The sequence below is a fragment of the uncultured Cyclobacterium sp. genome (genome assembly GCF_963977555.1).
Lineage (GTDB): Bacteria > Bacteroidota > Bacteroidia > Cytophagales > Cyclobacteriaceae > Cyclobacterium.
The window spans coordinates 244,115-261,981 of the sequence record NZ_CAXBPD010000005.1 but is presented as its reverse complement, the minus strand read 5'-3'; the positions used below and the strand labels follow the sequence as shown (position 1 = coordinate 261,981).

The following is a 17,867-nucleotide window of genomic DNA, read 5'->3' as shown; positions in this document are numbered from 1 at the left end:
TTTGTTGCGATTTGACGTGGCAAAGGGAATTTTTTGTTTATACCCAATTGGTGTTGGATCAGAAGTAGGGCAGGCGTTTGTTCTAACAGGAAGAAGCCAAATTTTCAACAATAGGTAAGGAGTTTTTATAATTTGATTTTAGAAAATTGGAGTAGGGATAGAGGTATGGGCTAGCCATGGCTTCTTTCAGCTGCCTAAGGGCTGGGTTTTTGGGGTCAGTGATCAGTTACATTTAAAAGATTGAACTCCTAAGCCCTCCTTTTTTCGAATAATCGTTCAGTTTATTTCCCTTTTTTGTTTATTTGTGTTTTAAAGTAAGCATCGCGTTTATTATGATGAGACAATTGCTATTGCGCCCAGGCGCCGAAGAGTTGAATTACGAGATCAGAGGAATTGTCAAAAAGGCAAGACTGATCGAAGAACTTGGGTATGACATTACCTGGGAGAATATAGGGGACCCTATACAGAAGAACAATACCATTCCTGTTTGGATGAAGGAAATCGTTTCCGATCTCGTCCAGGATGATCACAGCTATGGCTATGCAGATAGCAAAGGTATGCTGGCCACACGGAGATTTTTAGCAGATTTAAACAATGAGAAAGGCGGTGTTAAAATTGGAGCTGAAGACGTCTTGTTCTTTAACGGCTTAGGAGATGGGATTGCCAAGCTGTACCAGTTCCTAACCCCCACAGCCAGGATCATTGGTCCTTCACCTGCTTACTCTACGCACAGTTCGGCAGAGGCGGCACATGCCAATTCTGCACCACTTACCTATAAGCTGGATCCAGACAATAACTGGTATCCTGATATGGAAGATCTATACAATAAGGTGAAATACAATACCTCAGTAGTGGGTATCCTGATTATTAATCCGGACAATCCTACCGGTATGGTTTACCCAAGGGAAGTATTGGATCGTTTTGTTGAGATTGCCAGAGAGTTTAACTTGCTCCTGATCGCAGATGAGATTTATCAAAACATTACTTATAATGGCTATGAAGCCATTAGCCTTGCTGAAATTCTAGGAGATGATTTGCCGGGTATTTCATTGAAAGGGATTTCTAAAGAATTTCCATGGCCTGGTTCCAGGTGCGGTTGGATGGAGTTTTATAACAAACATACTTCCGAGGAATTTACGAAGTTATGTACCACCCTGGAAAATGCCAAAATGATAGAGGTGTGTTCAACCACTTTGCCTCAGCTGGCCATACCCAAGATTATGAGTCATCCTGCCTATAAGGAATACAGGGTTACTGCCAATGCCGCTATAGGTACCAGAAGTAGGATTATGGAAGAGGTTTTGGGTAATGTAGCAGGTATTAAATTCAACAAAACGAAAGGTGCATTTTACAATACTGTTATTTTTGATGAAGGTGTGCTGGACGAAGATCAATTTCTTCAAGTGGATGACAAGGCAATAAAAGTACATTTGGCCAAGTGGCTTGAAGAAAAGGATATGCCAAATGACAAAAGGTTTGTTTATAATTTGCTAGCCTCTGAAAAAATATGTGTAGTTCCTGTAAGTTCGTTTTGTTCTGATTTGAGAGGGTTTAGAGTTACCCTATTGGAAGAAAACGAGGACGTCTTTCGCAATACTTTCGAAAGACTTGCAAGTAGTATAAAGGCTTACCTGAATTCCTCCAAAAAAGTGGTTTTGGAAAAATAAAATAGGTTCTGTGCTCCCTGATGTATTGCAATGAATCATTTGGGACGTAAATACTGTCCTTTTCATTGGGTACTTGGATCCTGTCTGGATTCAGGTACCCAAGATTTGGTTGACCAGCCAAAATCCAGGCGCTGTACCAAAAATCGGCAACCAACTTTATCGTGTTTCTCATTTGCCGTTCAACCTGACCGTTTAATTTTTGGTGATAGGCATTGCTGAACTCTCTGGAATAAACCCTGGTGGTAATACCTCCTCTGTCTTCATAACTGTACTTTTTGTCTTCAGGAAATGTCTTTGTCAGGGACTCTTCGAAGCCAAAGACAGAGTCCAACGCATAATGGGCGGTTTCTATCGCCTTCCATATCTCTACTTGAGGAAAATCAAGGTAACTAGCCTTGCCTACAAAGAAATCATATTCGCTAGCAAACAATTCAGGAAGCCTGCTTTCCCAAAAACCATGGATGCCATATTGGCCGGAGAACTGACCATTGTAATTTTTTGTACTGTGAAGAGGTACATTGATGTCCCCCAAATAGTGACCAAGGTCTGCGGCTAATCTAAGAATAGCTTGCGCGTCTTTTCTCTCAAAGGCGTAAATAAGATTTTGAAACGTTTGAAAAGTGCTCCATGGCGAAATTCCGTGTTTTCTCAAACTGTCTTCCCCATGTATAGCTTTGGCTTCTGACCAGAATCGGGGAAGTTTGTAAACAGCACTGTCCCCATAGCTGTCTAAATCTATATAATGTTTTTCAGCTTCGCCTTTTACAGCATACCTTCTTCTGTCCGGGTTTACTGCTTTATCAGAAATATAGCCAAGGTGCGGTTTAAAAAAAACAATTAACTCAGGAGGGAGTGAATATACAGCCTGCTTATTGATCAACCGGTGGGCATAAAAACCCCAGGCTGAAAGCTCATTGGAGCTGCTGCTTAGAAAAAGAAATAAAAACAGAACCGGTCTCATATTCAATAAGAAATACACTATCACAAACTCAAAATAGTGAAAAAAATGTAGATTGCGAAACCTTCTATTTGGGCATATTTGATTAATTGTTTTGCAATTAAAAATAAATCAGCTAAATTTGCGATCCAATAGAAGCAAAAAAGGAAAAGTTAATTATATATAATATGGCAAATCACAAGTCGGCTTTAAAGAGAATTCGTGCAAATGAAGCCAAAAGGTTAAGAAACAGGTACCAGGCCAAAACCACCAGGACTTTCATCAAAAGATTGAAAAATACTGAAGACAAGGCGGAAGCTCAGGAACTTTTGAACCAGGTTACATCTATGTTGGATAGACTGGCTAAGAAAAACGTTCTTCACAAGAACAATGCTGCGAACAAAAAGTCTAAATTGACCAAGTTTGTTAACGCTCTATAAGAGACTGTTTGTATAAAATATTTAAACCCTGCTTTTTAGCAGGGTTTTTTTTATGGCCATTTTTTCTTATTTTTAATGGTATTCCCTACTTAATCAAGTATTTAGGGTTTTTGATTACTAATGATATCATTTTCAAAGTTTTTTTATTAACTGAAAGGATTCGTTTTTTGCCTATGGATGATTACAGGTCAATCAGGATATCTGCCCTAGCTGAGGAGGATCGACCCCGAGAAAAATTATTGTTGCGAGGAAAAGCCCAGCTGACAGATGCGGAATTAATCGCCATCTTGATAGGTTCGGGTTCCCGAAATCTCAGTGCGGTAGACCTTTCTAAGTACATTTTACAAAGTGTAAACAATGATTTGGCTCAATTGGCCAGGTTGTCTGTAAATGATTTAAAGAAATTTAAAGGGATAGGAGAAGCCAAGGCCATTAGCATAGTAAGTGCTTTAGAGCTTGGAAGGAGAAGGAAGGGAGCAGAACCTCAGAAGAAAGCAAAAATCACCTCTTCGGCAGATGTCTATGCCCTTATGCGACCAGAATTGCTTGACGAGGCAGTGGAATATTTCTACGTGTTATTTTTAAACCGTAGCAATGTGGTCATCAAAAAGCAATTGATAAGCCAAGGTGGAACCTCTGCCACTATAGCAGATCCCAAATTGATTTTTAAATTTGGGATGGAATATTTAGCAAGCGCCATTATCCTGGTGCATAATCACCCCTCAGGCAATTTAAAGCCCTCTTCTGCTGACATTAGTCTTACAAAAAGGCTCTGCCTGGTTGGTAAAAATTTAGAGCTTCCGGTATTAGATCATGTGATTTTCACAGATGTTGGCTATTTTAGCTTTGCAGATGAAAGCATGATCTAAATTACTATGAATAAAAAATACCTATTGCTGGCCTTAGTAGGGTCGGTAGTCCTTGGTTCTCTGATGTATACCTTTACTGGTACTACTGATCCTGAACTTTATATTGAAAATATTAAAGCGGAAAGAGAGCGTCAGTTTAAGTTTTTGAAGTTTAATATTGATTCTCCATTAGAAGACGAGCAAAAGAAAGCGCTTGATTCACTGGATTTTTTTCCAATCGATCCATCCTTTAAAGTAAGGGGGAGGCTTGTACCGGTGCCTAGAAAAAGAATAGTTGAAATCCCTATGTCAGACGGCACCTTAGAAAGGTACATAAGACATTCTTTCGTGGAATTTGAATTCAATGGTGAAACTATCAAACTTTTACTGCTACAAGCAGAGGATGAAGTTGATTTAAGAAACTTTTTTTTAGCATTTGCTGACGGGACAAGTACTGAGGAAACCTATGGTGGAGGTAGGTATATCAATTTGCGCCAAGATGGATCTTCCTCCATTACCATTGATTTTAACCTCGCATATAACCCTTACTGCGCCTATAATCCCGATTTTGCTTGCCCCATCCCACCTAAAGAAAATATTTTGGATATCCCTATAAGGGCAGGGGAGAAAAATTACGAAAAATAATCTTTCAGTAGAGGTCATTTATTGTAAATTTGTATCTTAGTCAAAACCGTAATAATGAAAATTTCGATCAATCGACTCAAAGATTATATACCATTCGATCAGTCCACTCAAGAAATTGGCGACCTGCTTACTGCAGGAGGCTTGGAAGTAGAAGGGATATCAATATACGAATCAGTAAAAGGAAGCCTTAAGGGCATAGTAGTTGGAGAAGTGCTGAGCTGCGAACCTCATCCAAATGCAGATAAACTTAGTCTCACCACAGTGGACATTGGGACTGAGATAGTGCCCATCGTTTGCGGTGCTCCAAATGTTGCTAAAGGTCAAAAGGTGCCTGTGGCAATCGTGGGAGCCACCTTGTACCCTTCATCTGGAGAATCATTTGAAATAAAAAAAGCCAAAATCAGAGGAGAGGTTTCTTTAGGAATGATCTGTGCCGAAGACGAACTTGGTCTGGGAACAGGTCATGCTGGTATTTTAGTTTTAGATACTGATCTTCCTAATGGAAGTGGGGTCGCTCAATTGTTTGATATCAAAGAAACAGAAGTACTAGAGATAGGTTTGACTCCAAACCGCGCAGACGCAGCATCGCATTTGGGAGTAGCCAGAGATTTGAAAGCGCTTTTAAACAAAGACCTTGTTCTCACAGATGTAGAGGCTTTTAAAATAGATAACTCAGACAGGGTAATTAAAGTTAGCGTGGCGGACAGTCAAGATTGTCCCAGGTATTCAGGGCTTACCCTTAGCAATGTAAAAGTAGCACCGTCTCCCAAATGGCTTCAAGATTACCTGAAAGCCCTCGGGCTGGAACCCATCAATAATGTAGTAGACATCACAAATTTTATACTGCATGACCTTGGTCAGCCGCTTCATGCCTTTGATGCAGCAAAAATTCAGGGGGATGAAATTCAGGTAAAACGTTTGCCTGCTGGGACGAAGTTCGTCACCTTGGATGGTAAAGAAAGAAAACTGTCTGGAGAAGAATTGATGATTTGTGACAATTCGGAGGGGCTTTGTATTGCCGGAACACTAGGAGGACTTGATTCCGGAGTTAGTGATCAAACCACTTCAATATTCTTGGAAAGTGCCTGTTTCGGTACTGACGTTGTCAGAAAGGGAGCTCAATTTCATGGGATCAAGACTGATGCCTCCTTTCGCTTTGAAAGAGGAACAGATCCAAATATGCCTGCTTTCGCCTTGAAAATGGCAGCATTACTTATCAAAGAGCTAACTGGTGCCAATATTAGTTCGCCGATTGTGGACCTCTATCCAAATCCTGCTGCTGATTTCGAAATCCCTGTCAGTTACCGACATGTCGATAGATTGATCGGAGAAGAAATTGGTAAGGAGCGAATTAAGCAAATACTGGAATCCTTAGAAATTAAAGTTACCAATGAAACCGATGCTGGCTTTGTAGCCATGGTAAAACCTTATAGGGTAGACGTTACCAGAGAGGCAGATATCATTGAGGAAATACTTCGAATTTATGGGTTTGAATCTATCCCTCTAAAAGACAATTATCAAGCAGATTTCCTTGCTGAGCACCCTGAAAAAGACATCAACAAGTTGCAATACAGGGTTTCAGAAATGCTTGCAGGCATAGGCTACAGCGAGATTTTGACCAATTCTCTAACAAAATCAGAATATGCAGAAAAAGCTGCATTTCTGGATCAAGAAAAGGATGTCCTTATTTTAAATAAACTAAGTGAAGACTTGGGTGTACTTCGTCAAAACCTGTTGTTTACAGGTTTAGAGGTCTTGGCCCACAATATCAATAGGAGACAGAAGGATTTAAAACTATATGAGTTTGGATCGGTATATGCGAAAGCTTCAGAAGGTTATGATGAAGGGAAAAAACTATCCTTTTTCCTGACTGGTAATGCTACCCGTGAAAATTGGATGGGAGCCGTGAAGCCCGTAAGCTTTACAGATTTGTACGGTATAGTGGAGGGTTTGTTGACAAAATTAAATATGCCACAGCCCGATGTAAACATTGTGGAATCAAGTCCTTTTTCATTCGGTTTAGAATTATTCGTAAATAACAAATCTTTAGGAAATATAGGCCTTCTTGCACCTGAGGTTTGTAAGTTAGCTGATGTGAAGCAAGAAGTGTATTTTGCGGAACTTGATTGGGAAATACTTAGTAAACTGGCTAAATCTCAGGGGAAATTTCAAGAAATATCAAAATTTCCTGAAGTTAGAAGAGATTTGTCTCTCGTTATTGACCAGGAGATCACATTTGATCAAATTCGACAAATGGCCACAAAAGCTGGTGGTAAATTATTGAAAAGAATAAACGTCTTTGACATGTATAAGGGGGATAAATTGGAAGAAGGAAAGAAAGCATATGCTTTGAGTTTTTACCTTCAAGACAACCAACAAACCCTAACAGACAAGGTTATAGACAAAACCATGGGGAAATTAATGCACACCTTTGAGAAAAATGCCGGTGCTTTGATCAGGAAATAATATGAAGGTTTACGAGGAGCTTCAAAAATTAGAAACCCTATCTGAACAGGTAGGAAGAAAAGTAAAATTACTTGAACAGGAAAATTCTGCCCTCAAAAATCAACTATTAGTCTATCAAAAGAAACTGTTCGACCAGGAAGAAGCTCTCGAAGATTTTAAAAATCAAATTAAAATTAGTAAAATTGTAAGAAACATACCGGTAGAAAATAAAGCGTCTGCTGAATTGAAGGGGAGAATTGATGACTATATAAAAGAAATCGATAAAATTATTACTTACCTGTCTGAATAATATGGATACACTTTCTATAAGAATTAAGATTGGGGATAGAGAATATCCCATGAAAGTGAAAACCGATGAGGAAGCCCGAATCAGACGAGTAGGTAAATTAATTAACGATAAGATAAAAAAGTACAGAGAGGAATTTGGTCTGGAGGATCGCCAGGATTTGCTGGCAATGGTGGCTTTCGATTGCATGGTGGAATTCCTTGAAATAAAGGATGACCATACCGAAGGTAGCGAGCATGTGAAGGAAGTGCTTCAACATGTCAACCAAAATCTTGAATCATTGCTTTAATGTAGTGTAGTTTATTTCGTTCCAACAATGCAGTTACCCATTCTATCCGGTAGATAAACTCAAATATATCTATGGGAATTTCAATATACATTATAATATCCGGCGCATTGGGCGTTTTAATCGGGGCAGTCCTGGCAGGATTAATTATTAAAAATAACAGTAAGAAAATTGAGGATGAGGCCCGCGAGAAAGCCAGAAGTTTAGTTCGTGAGGCTGAAATAACAGCAGAGGGCGTAAAGAAAGACAAGATACTTGAGGCCAAGGAGAAATACCTTCGTCTAAAATCAGATTTTGAAGAGGAAGTAGGGAAGAAGAAAAATATCCTCATTACCAATGAGAATAAACTCAAGCAACGTGAGCAGATCCTTTCCAAGGAAATGGAACAAATCAAGCGCAAAGAGGCTGAGTTGGACAGTAAAAAAGAAAACCTCAATGCTCAATTGCACGCCGTGCAAGTGCGTAAAGACGAACTTGATAAAGTTACGCACCAGCGCATAACTGACCTCGAGAAGGTAGCCTTACTGACCAGAGAAGAGGCAAGAGAGCAGCTCGTAGAAATGCTTAAAGATGAAGCAGCAACCAAGGCTTCATCTCATATCAAAGATATCCTGGATCAAGCAAAACTAAGTGCGACCAAACAAGCCAAGAAAATTGTTTTGGATACCATACAGAGAACGGCTACAGAGCATGCAATAGAGAACTGTGTATCGGTATTTAATATTGAAAGCGATGATGTTAAGGGCAAGATCATCGGTAGAGAAGGAAGGAATATCAGGGCCCTAGAAGCGGCCACAGGTGTGGAGATTGTCGTTGATGATACACCTGAGGCAATTATAATTTCCGGCTTCGACCCTGTCAGAAGAGAAATCGCAAGATTGTCTCTACACCGTTTGGTTCAGGATGGAAGAATCCACCCAGCAAGAATTGAAGAGGTAGTCGCTAAAACCGAAAAGAATATTGATGAGGAAATCATTGAAATTGGAGAAAGAACCTGTATCGATCTTGGTATCCATGGATTGCATCCAGAATTAATCAAGATGGTTGGAAGGATGCGTTTCAGGTCTTCCTATGGTCAGAACCTCTTGCAACATTCCAGAGAAGTGGCCAAGCTTTGTGCTACTATGGCAGCTGAAATGGGCTTTAATGCAAAGATGGCCAAAAGAGCAGGTTTGCTTCACGATATTGGTAAGGTATACCCTGAAGAAGCGGAATTGCCCCATGCAATTTTGGGTATGGAGCTTGCTAAAAAATACAAAGAGCATCCTGAAGTTATCAATGCTATCGGAGCTCACCATGATGAGATAGAAATGACCTCTATGTTATCACCTATTGTTCAGGCTTGTGATGCAATATCCGGATCACGCCCAGGAGCACGTAGGGAAATTATGGATAGCTATATCAAAAGGCTTAAAGACCTAGAAGAGCTTGCGTTGAGTTTTGAGGGAGTAAATAAGTGTTTTGCGATGCAGGCTGGTAGAGAATTACGTGTAATGGTAGATGCTGACAATGTAAGCGATACTACTGCTGGTAATTTGTCTTTTGAAATATCTCAAAAAATCGAAAAAGAAATGCAGTATCCTGGGCAAATAAAGATTACTGTAATTAGAGAAATGAGGTCAGTAAATTATGCCAAATAATAGCTGACAGCTACTAAAATTAAATTGGTTAAAGGGCAATTATTCATTGAGGATAATTGCCCTTTTTTTTCTTAAATATTCAATGTAAAACAGCCTGTTTTAGGTTTAAAGGAGGTATCTATTTGTTGTTTTCTTTTAAAATGAATTCCTATTTATAATTAGGCTATTATTTTTGATTTTAAAATTATTTTTTTAGTTTTAATAGAATTACCCTAAACTATTTTTGCTTAGGGAGCTATGTTTTTACATAAAGGATTAAAATGACCCCTTTTCGATTAGTTATTCTCTTTTTTGTGGTCTCCATCATAGGGATTGCATTGATTCCTAAATTGTCTGTGGATCTGAATCCGCCAGAAAAGGAGCCCATATTAAATATAAGCTATGGTGTTCGTAATGCATCACCTGAACTGGTGGAAAAGCTAGCCACTTCCCCTTTAGAAGGTGCCTTTACCCAATTGTCAGAGCTGAAAAAAACTACTTCAGAATCCAATTATAACGCTGGGAATATTCAGTTGCGCTTTGACAAAAACACTGACATGGACTACAAAAAATTTGAAGTCGCAGCATTGATTCGTCAGGTTTTTCCTTCATTGGATAGCAAGGTCAGCTATCCAAATGTTACCCAGTCCTCACAAAAGAGCATCCAAGAAAAAAAACCCATTCTAACTTATAGCATCAATGGACCTTTTGCTTCTTTTGAAATCAAAAAAATTGCCGAGGATATTCTCGTAACAGGATTGAATAGCTTAGAAGAAATTGAAACCATAGAGATTCGAGGGGCAAATGAGCTTTACTTGTACGTTATTTATGACATACAAAAACTTCAATCTTTAAAATTTTCCAGATCCAGTTTGGAGAATAGAATACGGAATTCCTTTGGCCGAAACTATCCAGGCCTGGCCATGAATAATTCTGGTGATTCCATGTTTTTGGAGATTGATCGGTCGATTGCAGATAAAACTGCATTGGAGAACCTATTGTTAGGAAGGGTGGAAGGGAAAGCCATTTACCTTAAAGATGTGGCGACACTTACCCTTCAAGAATCTGCTCCCCAGAGGTTCTACAGGATCAATGGAAACAATTCAGTTAACCTCACTATTACCAATAGGGATGGCGTAAACAAGGTGCTGCTGGCACAAAAGATAAAAGAATTAATGGTTGCCTCCGAAGTAAATCTCCCAGAGGGATTCGATGTAAGGCTGGAATTTGATGACACTTCCTTTTTAGATAAAGAGCTAAAGAAAATTTACAAACGATCAGGTTTATCGATTTTAATTTTGGTGGTGTTTATATTTTTAATCAACCGTAATTTCAAATATTTACTGACCTTGTTTTTAGGTATAATCGTTAATGTTAGCCTAACAGTGATTATACTCTATTTATTAAAAGTGAACATTCACATGTATTCATTGGCGGGTTTGACCATTTCTTTTGGATTGATTGTCGACAATGCCATTATTATGATTGATCATTTGCACAAGCATAAAAATAGGAAAGTGTTTTTAGCCCTTTTGGCGGCCTCACTTACCACCATTGTGGCATTGTTAATGGTCTTTTTGTTGCCAGAAGACGATAGGCGAAATCTTGGTGAGTTTTCTGTGGTGGTAGCCGTAATGCTAGGTGTTTCTTTATTGGTCGCCTTACTGTTTACTCCGGCCATGTATGATTTGCTTTTTGGAGAAAAACAAAAGGCAATCAAAAGACTTACCATGCCTCAGTTAAGAAAACGTGTGGTAGCTTTTTCTCGGTTTAGTAGGTTTATAGGGTTTACGGCTAAGTTTAGAAAGTCTTTTATAGTCTTGCTGATTTTATTATTTGGGTTGCCGGTTTTTTATTTGCCATCAACCTGGGAAGGGCAGGAATGGTACAATAAAACAGTGGGAAATAGTTATTATCAGGAGGAGATTAGACCCTATGTTGACAAGTCTCTAGGGGGATCCTTCAGAATGTTTGTTCGTGGAGTATTTGAAAAATCTTCCTACAGAGAGGCGGAAAGAACCCGGCTTTACGTCAATGCTACCTTGCCATTTGGGAATACCTTGGCCCAAATGAACTTTATTATGACTGAGTTTGAACTTTTTCTTAAAGGAGTGGAAGGAGTGGACAAATTTGTGACCACCGTAAGTTCGGGACAGAATGCGCGGATAGAAATAACCTTTAAAGAAGCCCATGAAACCTCTGCTTTGCCTTACAGACTTAAGGGGAAACTCGCAATGAAGTCAACTGATTGGAGTGGTGTTCGATGGGGGATATATGGTGTTGGTCAAGGTTTTTCCACAGGTCCAGGTGGTGAAGGAATCCCTTCTTTTAGGGCAGAACTGAGGGGGTATAATTATTCTGAACTTGAAAAACAATCGGAAATTTTGGCCGAAAAGTTATTGTCCCATAGACGAATTCAGGAGGTAAATACCAATGAACGCCGAGGTTGGAACGAGAAAAAGACGGAGGAATATGTATTGCGCTTTGATCAGAAGCTGTTGGCGATGGCAGGAGCCAATCAATATGAGGTGGTAAATGCACTTAATGATTTGTCTCAACATGAGCAGCCTTCTTTGTTTTTGGAGGTTGACAATAATAAGTATGGGGTTGTAGTAAAAGAAAAAGAATCAGATCGTTTTTCAAAGTTTGATATTGAGAATAGTAGTTTGATATCGAGTGAAGACAAGATTTTCAAGGTGTCAGGTTTTGGCTCGCTAAATAAAGAAAGTACCACCAATGCGCTTCATAAGGAGGACCGGCAGTATATTCGCTTGGTGTCCTTTGATTATATGGGATCTGCAAAGTTTGGCGGGGAATACCTGGATGAAGTCATGGAAGAGATGAAAGCTGGTATGCCGATAGGTTATTCAATAAGCAAACAAAGCTATAACTGGAATTATGATAAAGCCAAAAGGCAGTATGGCTTGTTGTTGGTGCTGATCGTTGGGATATTCTTTATTTGTTCTATTCTCTTTGAAAATTTTAAGCAACCTCTGTATATCATTTTTATTATTCCCATCTCCTTTATTGGCTTGTTCCTGATATTTTCATTGTTCGACTTCTATTTTGATCAAGGAGGGTATGCTGCTTTTGTAATGCTTGGTGGCTTAGCAGTGAATGCTGCCATATTCATCGTCAATGACCTTAATAACCGTAGCAAAGGAAACTATAACCGAAATGTATTAAAAGCGGTAGGCGGGAAAGCCACGCCTATATTATTGACGGTCCTTTCTACTTGTTTTGGATTAATACCCTTTGTAATGGAGGGGCAAGGCGAGATTTTTTGGTTTTCATTGGCTATAGGTACGATTGGTGGATTGGTGTTTAGTATGGTGGGGGTATTTTTGGCCCTTCCAGTATTCCTATGGAAGAGAAATGGTTAAATCCTGTGAATTGAATTAATACCTCTTAAATTTCAAGTAGGTTCCAGAGATTTAAAATAATTTACTTTTTGCTGTTATAACATAGTAAGTTTGTCGTCATTTAATTACGGGTTGATGATAGCTTTAATATTTTAAATGCTTCCTTTCATTGTCTTGTATTATATAGTTTATAATGAATGGCTTTTTAGGGTTCCAGATAAAGGCCTAAACTTAAATTTACCAAATGATATTCCTTCGAAATTCTTTTGTTCTCCTATTGATTGTTTGTGCTTGTTCATCCAAGAATTCAGAAGAAGAGCGAGGGCCAGAGCGCAAAATGTCCTTTATCATAGCCGACAGTGTCATGGTTGACGTACTTGAACCACTGGTTATGGATGATCAGCAATTGTCCGGCGAATCTTTTTTAATGAGAGGGAGAAAAAGTAGAAAGCCTTACCTGATCAGTAAAAATGGAAAAGTAATTAAAGTCTATGATGTGTTGAATGAAGGTCCTAATGGGATAGGGGCCAATGGTGCTTTTGGTTATAACTTTATAGGAGAAGAGGAATGGGCAGCTAAAGATGGTTTATACAGGTTTCAAATCTTTAATCTGGATGGAGAAAAAACAGAAGTTTTAGAATCTATTAGTTTAGGTCTTTTTAGGGTGACGGTGAGTCATTATGAAACTTTTTATAGAGGTTTTATAAAGGAGAATGAGAAGATGCTCATGGGAATTGAGAATAATCTATTTAATCCCAGTTCTTTGTCCAAAGGTAACCGGGACAAACCTATGTATTATGATTCCGTAAAAACGATATTTACCTATAGGGTAAAAGATCAACTTCTTAAGCAGTTTAATGCCTATCCAGAAACATGGGTGCCAAGGAAGGAAAGAAAGTATGTAGGGAATTCAGAACCATTTATTGCTTATCATAGAGGCAAGCATCTGATGGCTGTGCTCCCTAGAGTGAGTAATCAATTGTTTATTCATGATTTTTCTGGAAATGAACCTGTCCTTTTACATGAGGTAGCCCTTACGCATAAGTATAGGCCTCCAATAATCCCGGAAATTGCTAAAGAAGAAGAGTATACTTCTTCATACCCTCGGTTTACTGCACTTGGGTTTGTAGGAGACAGGATAATTGCGGAGTTTAAAACCAGGATTCCAGAAGACATTTTAGAACGTTTATTGGCAAAATCTCCAGTCAGGGTAGATGAGTTGCCAGAGTTTCAGGAAGCCAAAGAGAAATTTGTTAAGACCTTTTATCTGGTAATTGAGGACGGCAAACAAATAGGGGTAGTGGAGGGGTTGCCTGTTCCAGGTGTCCTGGATTTTACCACAGAATCAGGTGAAATTTATGTAAATGATAACCTAGATCCCAAGGTGGAAAGGGAGTACAATGTATTTTATCAGTTGGAATTGAATAAGTAGGTTTAAAAATAAACCATAATTACTAATTAGTTTGCTCAAATAGGTTTTTATGGTGTTAAAAATAACTAAAAAAAATTAAATTTTGATTTTTTGAAATAATAGGGTTGAAACTGTGTCTTTGTATCCATAAGTTGATTGGCATTTTAGCTAAAATGGAATTTTGGAATACATAATATTTTAGCTAAATGTTATGTAATAGTTAATTTTAATATATTTCTATTGAGATATTTGTAATTTAGATATTGCTCAATTACATTTGTTTCATACTTACGTAAGTCATAAAAATAGAAGGAGCCAAAAGGGTTCTATGAAGTATTGAAATTTCCGAATAATCAGTTCATATACAAGCTAAAAGCGCAATACTGCCAGCCTAGGGTTGGAGCAGTATCCAAGAGACTGATTGAGAGAAGAGAAAATACCTCAAAGACCCCCGATTGCTATTTCTAGCTCAATTACCTGCCCAAAGTAATTAGCCTCAATAAAGAAATGTTAGGAAGTTCCTGGCAGAGGTTTTTAAAGCTAACATACCTTTAAAAATTTACGATCATGAGATTAATTATTGCTACAATTCTCGCATTCACACTATCATCAACAGTTTTTGCCACTGCACCTGTTGAGAATCCTATCGTTACCCTAGAAAAAGTAGGTGATAACAAGTTTCAATTAAAATACCTGGAGATACCTGAGGGTAAGGTAACTGTTGCCATTAAGGATAAAACGAATAGAATTATTTTTAGAGATGTAATTGATGCTGAAAAAGTGTTTTACAAAAATTACAACTTGAACAAACTGGATATTGGTAGTTATCAATTAGAAGTGTTCAATGGTAAAGATGGAAAGCTGTCTGATTTTGATATTGTTCTTGATTCTCAAGAAATGAAGAAAACATTTTTTGCAAGAATGATAGAAGTCAATGATAAGACACTTGCCCTTACAATGAGCAACTTGAACGGAGCAAAAAAATCAATTGAAATTTACGACAATGGAAATTTGATTTACACAGAAGCGATTACAGGCTTGACTTTTGGAAAGAAATTCAAGTTTACAAACCTTGAGTCTATGAAAAATATAGACGTTAAAATAGTAGAAGAAAACGGAGAGGGCAAATTTATTTTTGTCAACTAAATAAAGACTATTAATTACTTACCACTAATTACCGAAAAGAGGCTGAAAAATCAGCCTCTTTTTTTTTAATTTAAATTTGTAAAGCAAATGATTTACAGGTAGCTATCAGACTGTAGCGAAAAATGCGGTCCTTTTATAATAAAGGTCAATTGGCTTTTGAAATTTATTTGCTAAAAGCATTGTTGTTTAAGAATGCTTACAATTCCTATTACTAATATGGTTTGTCCCAGGTGTGTAATGGCGGTGGAGGATGTGATAAGTGATTTGGGGCTTTCTGCTGAAGTGAAACTCGGATCAGCGGTTTTCCAACATGAACTAAAACCACGGCAATTTCAGCAATTTGAAAAAGAATTGTACCGATTGGGTTTTTCCATTGCCAAAAGCAGGGAGATGGTTTGGGTAGAAACGGTGAAATTCACCTTAATACAACTTTTCGAGAAAGAGCCATCTGCACTCAACGCTCCAATTTCCCCATTGTTGACCGAAAAAGTAGGGATTGATTATAGTCGACTTAGCCAATTGTTTCATAATTCTCAAGGAAAAACTATAGCGCAATACTTCATTGAGTTAAAGATAGAAAAGGCAAAAGAATGGCTAAGTTTTGAAGAAGTCAATATTAGTCAAACGGCTTGGAAACTCGGTTATGCCAGTGTTCAATATTTTTCTGCTCAGTTCAAGAAAATCACGGGCCTCACACCGAGTGAATTTAAAAAATCCGCTGAAAAACCCCGCAAATACCTTGATAGCATAACAGGTAAAAATTAGTGTCTTGACAACTTTATTAGAATAGCCGGATCCCTAGGGATAAAATTAACTGATTTTGTCTTTGATCTGTAGGTAGACCTGCGTAAGAATCTGCAAGTTTTCCCAAGGCGCCTTCATATTTTAAATCCACTATCAGATTGGCAATGTCAAAACCAATGCCTGCCTGATAGGCAATCGTTGTTTTTTTATAGTCCGGTTCTATGGCTAAGGCTGAACTTGAAGAAAGATCACTGTCTATTATAAATGCTAAAGTAGGTCCTGCTTGTAGTCTAAAGACTTCAGCGATTTTGAACCCCGCCATAATGGGTACGTCTATTTTGTCAAACTGTGCCGTATAGCTGACCGTGTTGTTCCCTTGTGTACTGGTAAATTCCCCACCTGTATTGGTATACAATACTTCAGGCTGAATAAAGATATGGTTTCCCCCAAGCCTGGCAAAAAGTCCTGCATGGTAGCCTATTTTATCATTGCCACTACTGTAAGAACTTCCGTTCACTGAAATGTCCCCTTGAGAAATACCAATTTTCGGTCCTATGGAAAACTCTTGGGCCAGTAATGGTGGGCAGGTGAGAAATTGGGAGAGGAATAAGATTATAATTGACATCCGTCTCATAGCATTTATGATTTGGTTGAACAACAAAACTAATAAAATTCAAATGGTAAATGTGAATTTTGGCTTTCGTTAGGTAAAAAAAATCAAACTTTGTAAGAAAATCTTTTATTTTTAACCTTTTACAAAAAAATGAACATAAACTTGAGGATCAAGCTTGTTATTTCGCTAAGGTTCCTTTAATTTGTCTTTAAACATAAGGTTCATTACTTGTGTCCTGACATCTGATCTTGAACGTTACGTTTTATGGTGTAAATTTGAAAGGTCATTCAGTAAGTCGTTAGTTTTTGAGATTGTTTATAAGAAAAAAAGGATAACTGTTTTAAAAAAGGATAAAATTAATTTCCATGATAGAAGTAATAAAGTACCCAAGTGTATTGGAAAGTAGTAATCTTGAGCTCAGGAATGTGGCAAGAGATTTAGTTTCAGGGCTTAAAATATATCACGACAATATAGGATATTTGGTTGGGGATTTGGCTTTATCCGAAGGAACATCTCCTCATAGAAATATTAACAGTTCTCCAGAGGAGAACGATTATAGAATCTTTTTAAAAGCAGGTCTTTTATTGGCCTCGCAAAAGTTAGGTAGTCCAATTACAGTTACCACAGGTTTTCCTTTTTCTACCTTTCAGGTTTTTAAAGAAAATGCCTACAGACTTCTTGAAAATGAGCATATTATAGAGTACGATACCCAAACCTTTGGTGGTGGAGGTAAGAAGAAAATGGCTGTTGAAGTGGATAGAGTGGCGGTCATACCTGAGGTTGTGGGATGTAGCATGGCTGTTAGACAACTTTACAGTGATGCTCCCAAAAACTTTTTCATGATCAGTTTGGGCTACGGTACTATGGAGGCCATTTTGAGTACAGAAGGTGGTTTGGTTCAGCGATCCAGTGTTTCTACTTTTGGTTTAAGATATGCGATAAACCTTATTACACGTGAGCTTCAAAAAGACAACTATTTGGATCTGAAAACAGAACATCAGATTGATCAGTATTTTAGTGAAGGAACAATTATTCTAAACAGAAAACGTTTAGACCTAAAAGAACTTAGAAAGCAGGTGATAACTCAATATTACAATGACGTTATCTCTCCATCTTTGAGAAAAGCTTTTTCTGATAGTGATTTTACGAAATCAGCAGACATTTATTTAGCTGGTGGAGGTGCAAATTACAGTGAGCTTGTTAATTTGTTTAAGGATGAATTTGATGGCTTATTGAATGTTCATGTTCCTGAATCACCTGAGCAAATGGCATCCATTGGTTATTGCTTCAATAGCTTAGCCATTAATGGAGGTGCTAAGGATAAAGCAGTAGGACTTGACTTAGGAAATAGTTCTACAATATTGACGACTTTTAAACAAGATAAAGGAGATTGATAA

15 protein-coding genes are annotated in these 17,867 nt (G+C 38.1%); 13 read left to right on the top strand and 2 right to left on the bottom strand.

What is annotated here, in order from left to right; all coding sequences use genetic code 11:
- The first annotated feature begins 335 nt into the window (after positions 1 to 335).
- On the top strand, positions 336 to 1,667 hold the full coding sequence (locus AAC073_RS08325) for a pyridoxal phosphate-dependent aminotransferase (protein WP_339923453.1): 1,332 nt from the start codon (positions 336 to 338) through the stop codon (positions 1,665 to 1,667).
- Here AAC073_RS08325 and AAC073_RS08320 read toward each other — a convergent pair.
- Positions 1,558 to 2,628, bottom strand: a complete 1,071-nt coding sequence (locus AAC073_RS08320) for a zinc dependent phospholipase C family protein (RefSeq protein WP_339923391.1) — start codon at positions 2,626 to 2,628, stop codon at positions 1,558 to 1,560. The two genes, AAC073_RS08325 and AAC073_RS08320, sit on opposite strands and share 110 nt — an antisense overlap.
- 164 nt (positions 2,629 to 2,792) lie before the next feature.
- Here AAC073_RS08320 and rpsT point away from each other — a divergent pair, with 164 nt between their 5' ends.
- From rpsT to AAC073_RS08265, 11 genes are all read left to right on the top strand, one after another.
- Entirely contained in the window at positions 2,793 to 3,044 is a 252-nt protein-coding gene (rpsT, locus tag AAC073_RS08315) for a 30S ribosomal protein S20 (RefSeq protein WP_020892768.1), read from the top strand.
- Positions 3,045 to 3,217: 173 nt separating this feature from the next.
- The gene (radC, locus tag AAC073_RS08310) at positions 3,218 to 3,913 is read left to right on the top strand and encodes a DNA repair protein RadC (RefSeq protein ID WP_040417010.1); all 696 of its coding nucleotides are present in this window, start codon (positions 3,218 to 3,220) and stop codon (positions 3,911 to 3,913) included.
- Between the two features lie 6 nt (positions 3,914 to 3,919).
- Positions 3,920 to 4,537 carry a DUF1684 domain-containing protein gene (locus AAC073_RS08305; RefSeq protein WP_339923390.1) on the top strand — a complete coding sequence of 206 codons (618 nt, stop codon included), beginning with the start codon at positions 3,920 to 3,922 and terminating at the stop codon, positions 4,535 to 4,537.
- A gap of 54 nt (positions 4,538 to 4,591) precedes the next feature.
- Positions 4,592 to 7,003, top strand: a complete 2,412-nt coding sequence (gene pheT, locus AAC073_RS08300) for a phenylalanine--tRNA ligase subunit beta (protein ID WP_339923389.1) — start codon at positions 4,592 to 4,594, stop codon at positions 7,001 to 7,003.
- A gap of 1 nt (position 7,004) precedes the next feature.
- Positions 7,005 to 7,292, top strand: coding sequence for a hypothetical protein (locus tag AAC073_RS08295; protein WP_339923388.1), 288 nt, complete (start codon positions 7,005 to 7,007; stop codon positions 7,290 to 7,292).
- A 1-nt stretch (position 7,293) separates the two neighbouring features.
- On the top strand, positions 7,294 to 7,578 hold the full coding sequence (locus tag AAC073_RS08290; RefSeq protein ID WP_339923387.1) for a cell division protein ZapA: 285 nt from the start codon (positions 7,294 to 7,296) through the stop codon (positions 7,576 to 7,578).
- A gap of 71 nt (positions 7,579 to 7,649) precedes the next feature.
- Entirely contained in the window at positions 7,650 to 9,215 is a 1,566-nt protein-coding gene (gene rny / locus AAC073_RS08285) for a ribonuclease Y (RefSeq protein WP_339923386.1), read from the top strand.
- 260 nt (positions 9,216 to 9,475) lie between these two features.
- Positions 9,476 to 12,577, top strand: a complete 3,102-nt coding sequence (locus tag AAC073_RS08280) for an efflux RND transporter permease subunit (protein WP_339923385.1) — start codon at positions 9,476 to 9,478, stop codon at positions 12,575 to 12,577.
- Positions 12,578 to 12,800: 223 nt separating this feature from the next.
- Complete coding sequence (locus AAC073_RS08275) at positions 12,801 to 13,988, top strand: hypothetical protein (protein WP_339923384.1); 1,188 nt, start codon at positions 12,801 to 12,803, stop codon at positions 13,986 to 13,988.
- A gap of 546 nt (positions 13,989 to 14,534) precedes the next feature.
- The gene (locus AAC073_RS08270; protein WP_339923383.1) at positions 14,535 to 15,113 is read left to right on the top strand and encodes a hypothetical protein; all 579 of its coding nucleotides are present in this window, start codon (positions 14,535 to 14,537) and stop codon (positions 15,111 to 15,113) included.
- Between the two features lie 192 nt (positions 15,114 to 15,305).
- Positions 15,306 to 15,878: an AraC family transcriptional regulator gene (locus tag AAC073_RS08265; RefSeq protein ID WP_339923382.1), complete on the top strand. Its 573-nt coding sequence runs from the start codon at positions 15,306 to 15,308 to the stop codon at positions 15,876 to 15,878.
- 16 nt (positions 15,879 to 15,894) lie between these two features.
- Here the strand turns inward: AAC073_RS08265 and AAC073_RS08260 are convergent, their stop codons facing one another.
- Positions 15,895 to 16,482: a porin family protein gene (locus tag AAC073_RS08260; protein ID WP_339923381.1), complete on the bottom strand. Its 588-nt coding sequence runs from the start codon at positions 16,480 to 16,482 to the stop codon at positions 15,895 to 15,897.
- A gap of 338 nt (positions 16,483 to 16,820) precedes the next feature.
- Between AAC073_RS08260 and AAC073_RS08255 the strand changes: the two genes are divergently transcribed.
- Positions 16,821 to 17,864, top strand: coding sequence for a ParM/StbA family protein (locus AAC073_RS08255; RefSeq protein ID WP_262485380.1), 1,044 nt, complete (start codon positions 16,821 to 16,823; stop codon positions 17,862 to 17,864).
- Positions 17,865 to 17,867: the final 3 nt, after the last annotated feature.

Bases quoted from the DNA above. Each gene is read 5' to 3' on its own strand.
- AAC073_RS08325 (WP_339923453.1), top strand. From the start codon at position 336: ATGAGACAATTGCTATTGCGCCCAGGCGCCGAAGAGTTGAATTACGAG.
- AAC073_RS08320 (WP_339923391.1), bottom strand. From the start codon at position 2,628: ATGAGACCGGTTCTGTTTTTATTTCTTTTTCTAAGCAGCAGCTCCAAT.
- rpsT (WP_020892768.1), top strand. From the start codon at position 2,793: ATGGCAAATCACAAGTCGGCTTTAAAGAGAATTCGTGCAAATGAAGCC.
- radC (WP_040417010.1), top strand. From the start codon at position 3,218: ATGGATGATTACAGGTCAATCAGGATATCTGCCCTAGCTGAGGAGGAT.
- AAC073_RS08305 (WP_339923390.1), top strand. From the start codon at position 3,920: ATGAATAAAAAATACCTATTGCTGGCCTTAGTAGGGTCGGTAGTCCTT.
- pheT (WP_339923389.1), top strand. From the start codon at position 4,592: ATGAAAATTTCGATCAATCGACTCAAAGATTATATACCATTCGATCAG.
- AAC073_RS08295 (WP_339923388.1), top strand. From the start codon at position 7,005: ATGAAGGTTTACGAGGAGCTTCAAAAATTAGAAACCCTATCTGAACAG.
- AAC073_RS08290 (WP_339923387.1), top strand. From the start codon at position 7,294: ATGGATACACTTTCTATAAGAATTAAGATTGGGGATAGAGAATATCCC.
- rny (WP_339923386.1), top strand. From the start codon at position 7,650: ATGGGAATTTCAATATACATTATAATATCCGGCGCATTGGGCGTTTTA.
- AAC073_RS08280 (WP_339923385.1), top strand. From the start codon at position 9,476: ATGACCCCTTTTCGATTAGTTATTCTCTTTTTTGTGGTCTCCATCATA.
- AAC073_RS08275 (WP_339923384.1), top strand. From the start codon at position 12,801: ATGATATTCCTTCGAAATTCTTTTGTTCTCCTATTGATTGTTTGTGCT.
- AAC073_RS08270 (WP_339923383.1), top strand. From the start codon at position 14,535: ATGAGATTAATTATTGCTACAATTCTCGCATTCACACTATCATCAACA.
- AAC073_RS08265 (WP_339923382.1), top strand. From the start codon at position 15,306: ATGCTTACAATTCCTATTACTAATATGGTTTGTCCCAGGTGTGTAATG.
- AAC073_RS08260 (WP_339923381.1), bottom strand. From the start codon at position 16,482: ATGTCAATTATAATCTTATTCCTCTCCCAATTTCTCACCTGCCCACCA.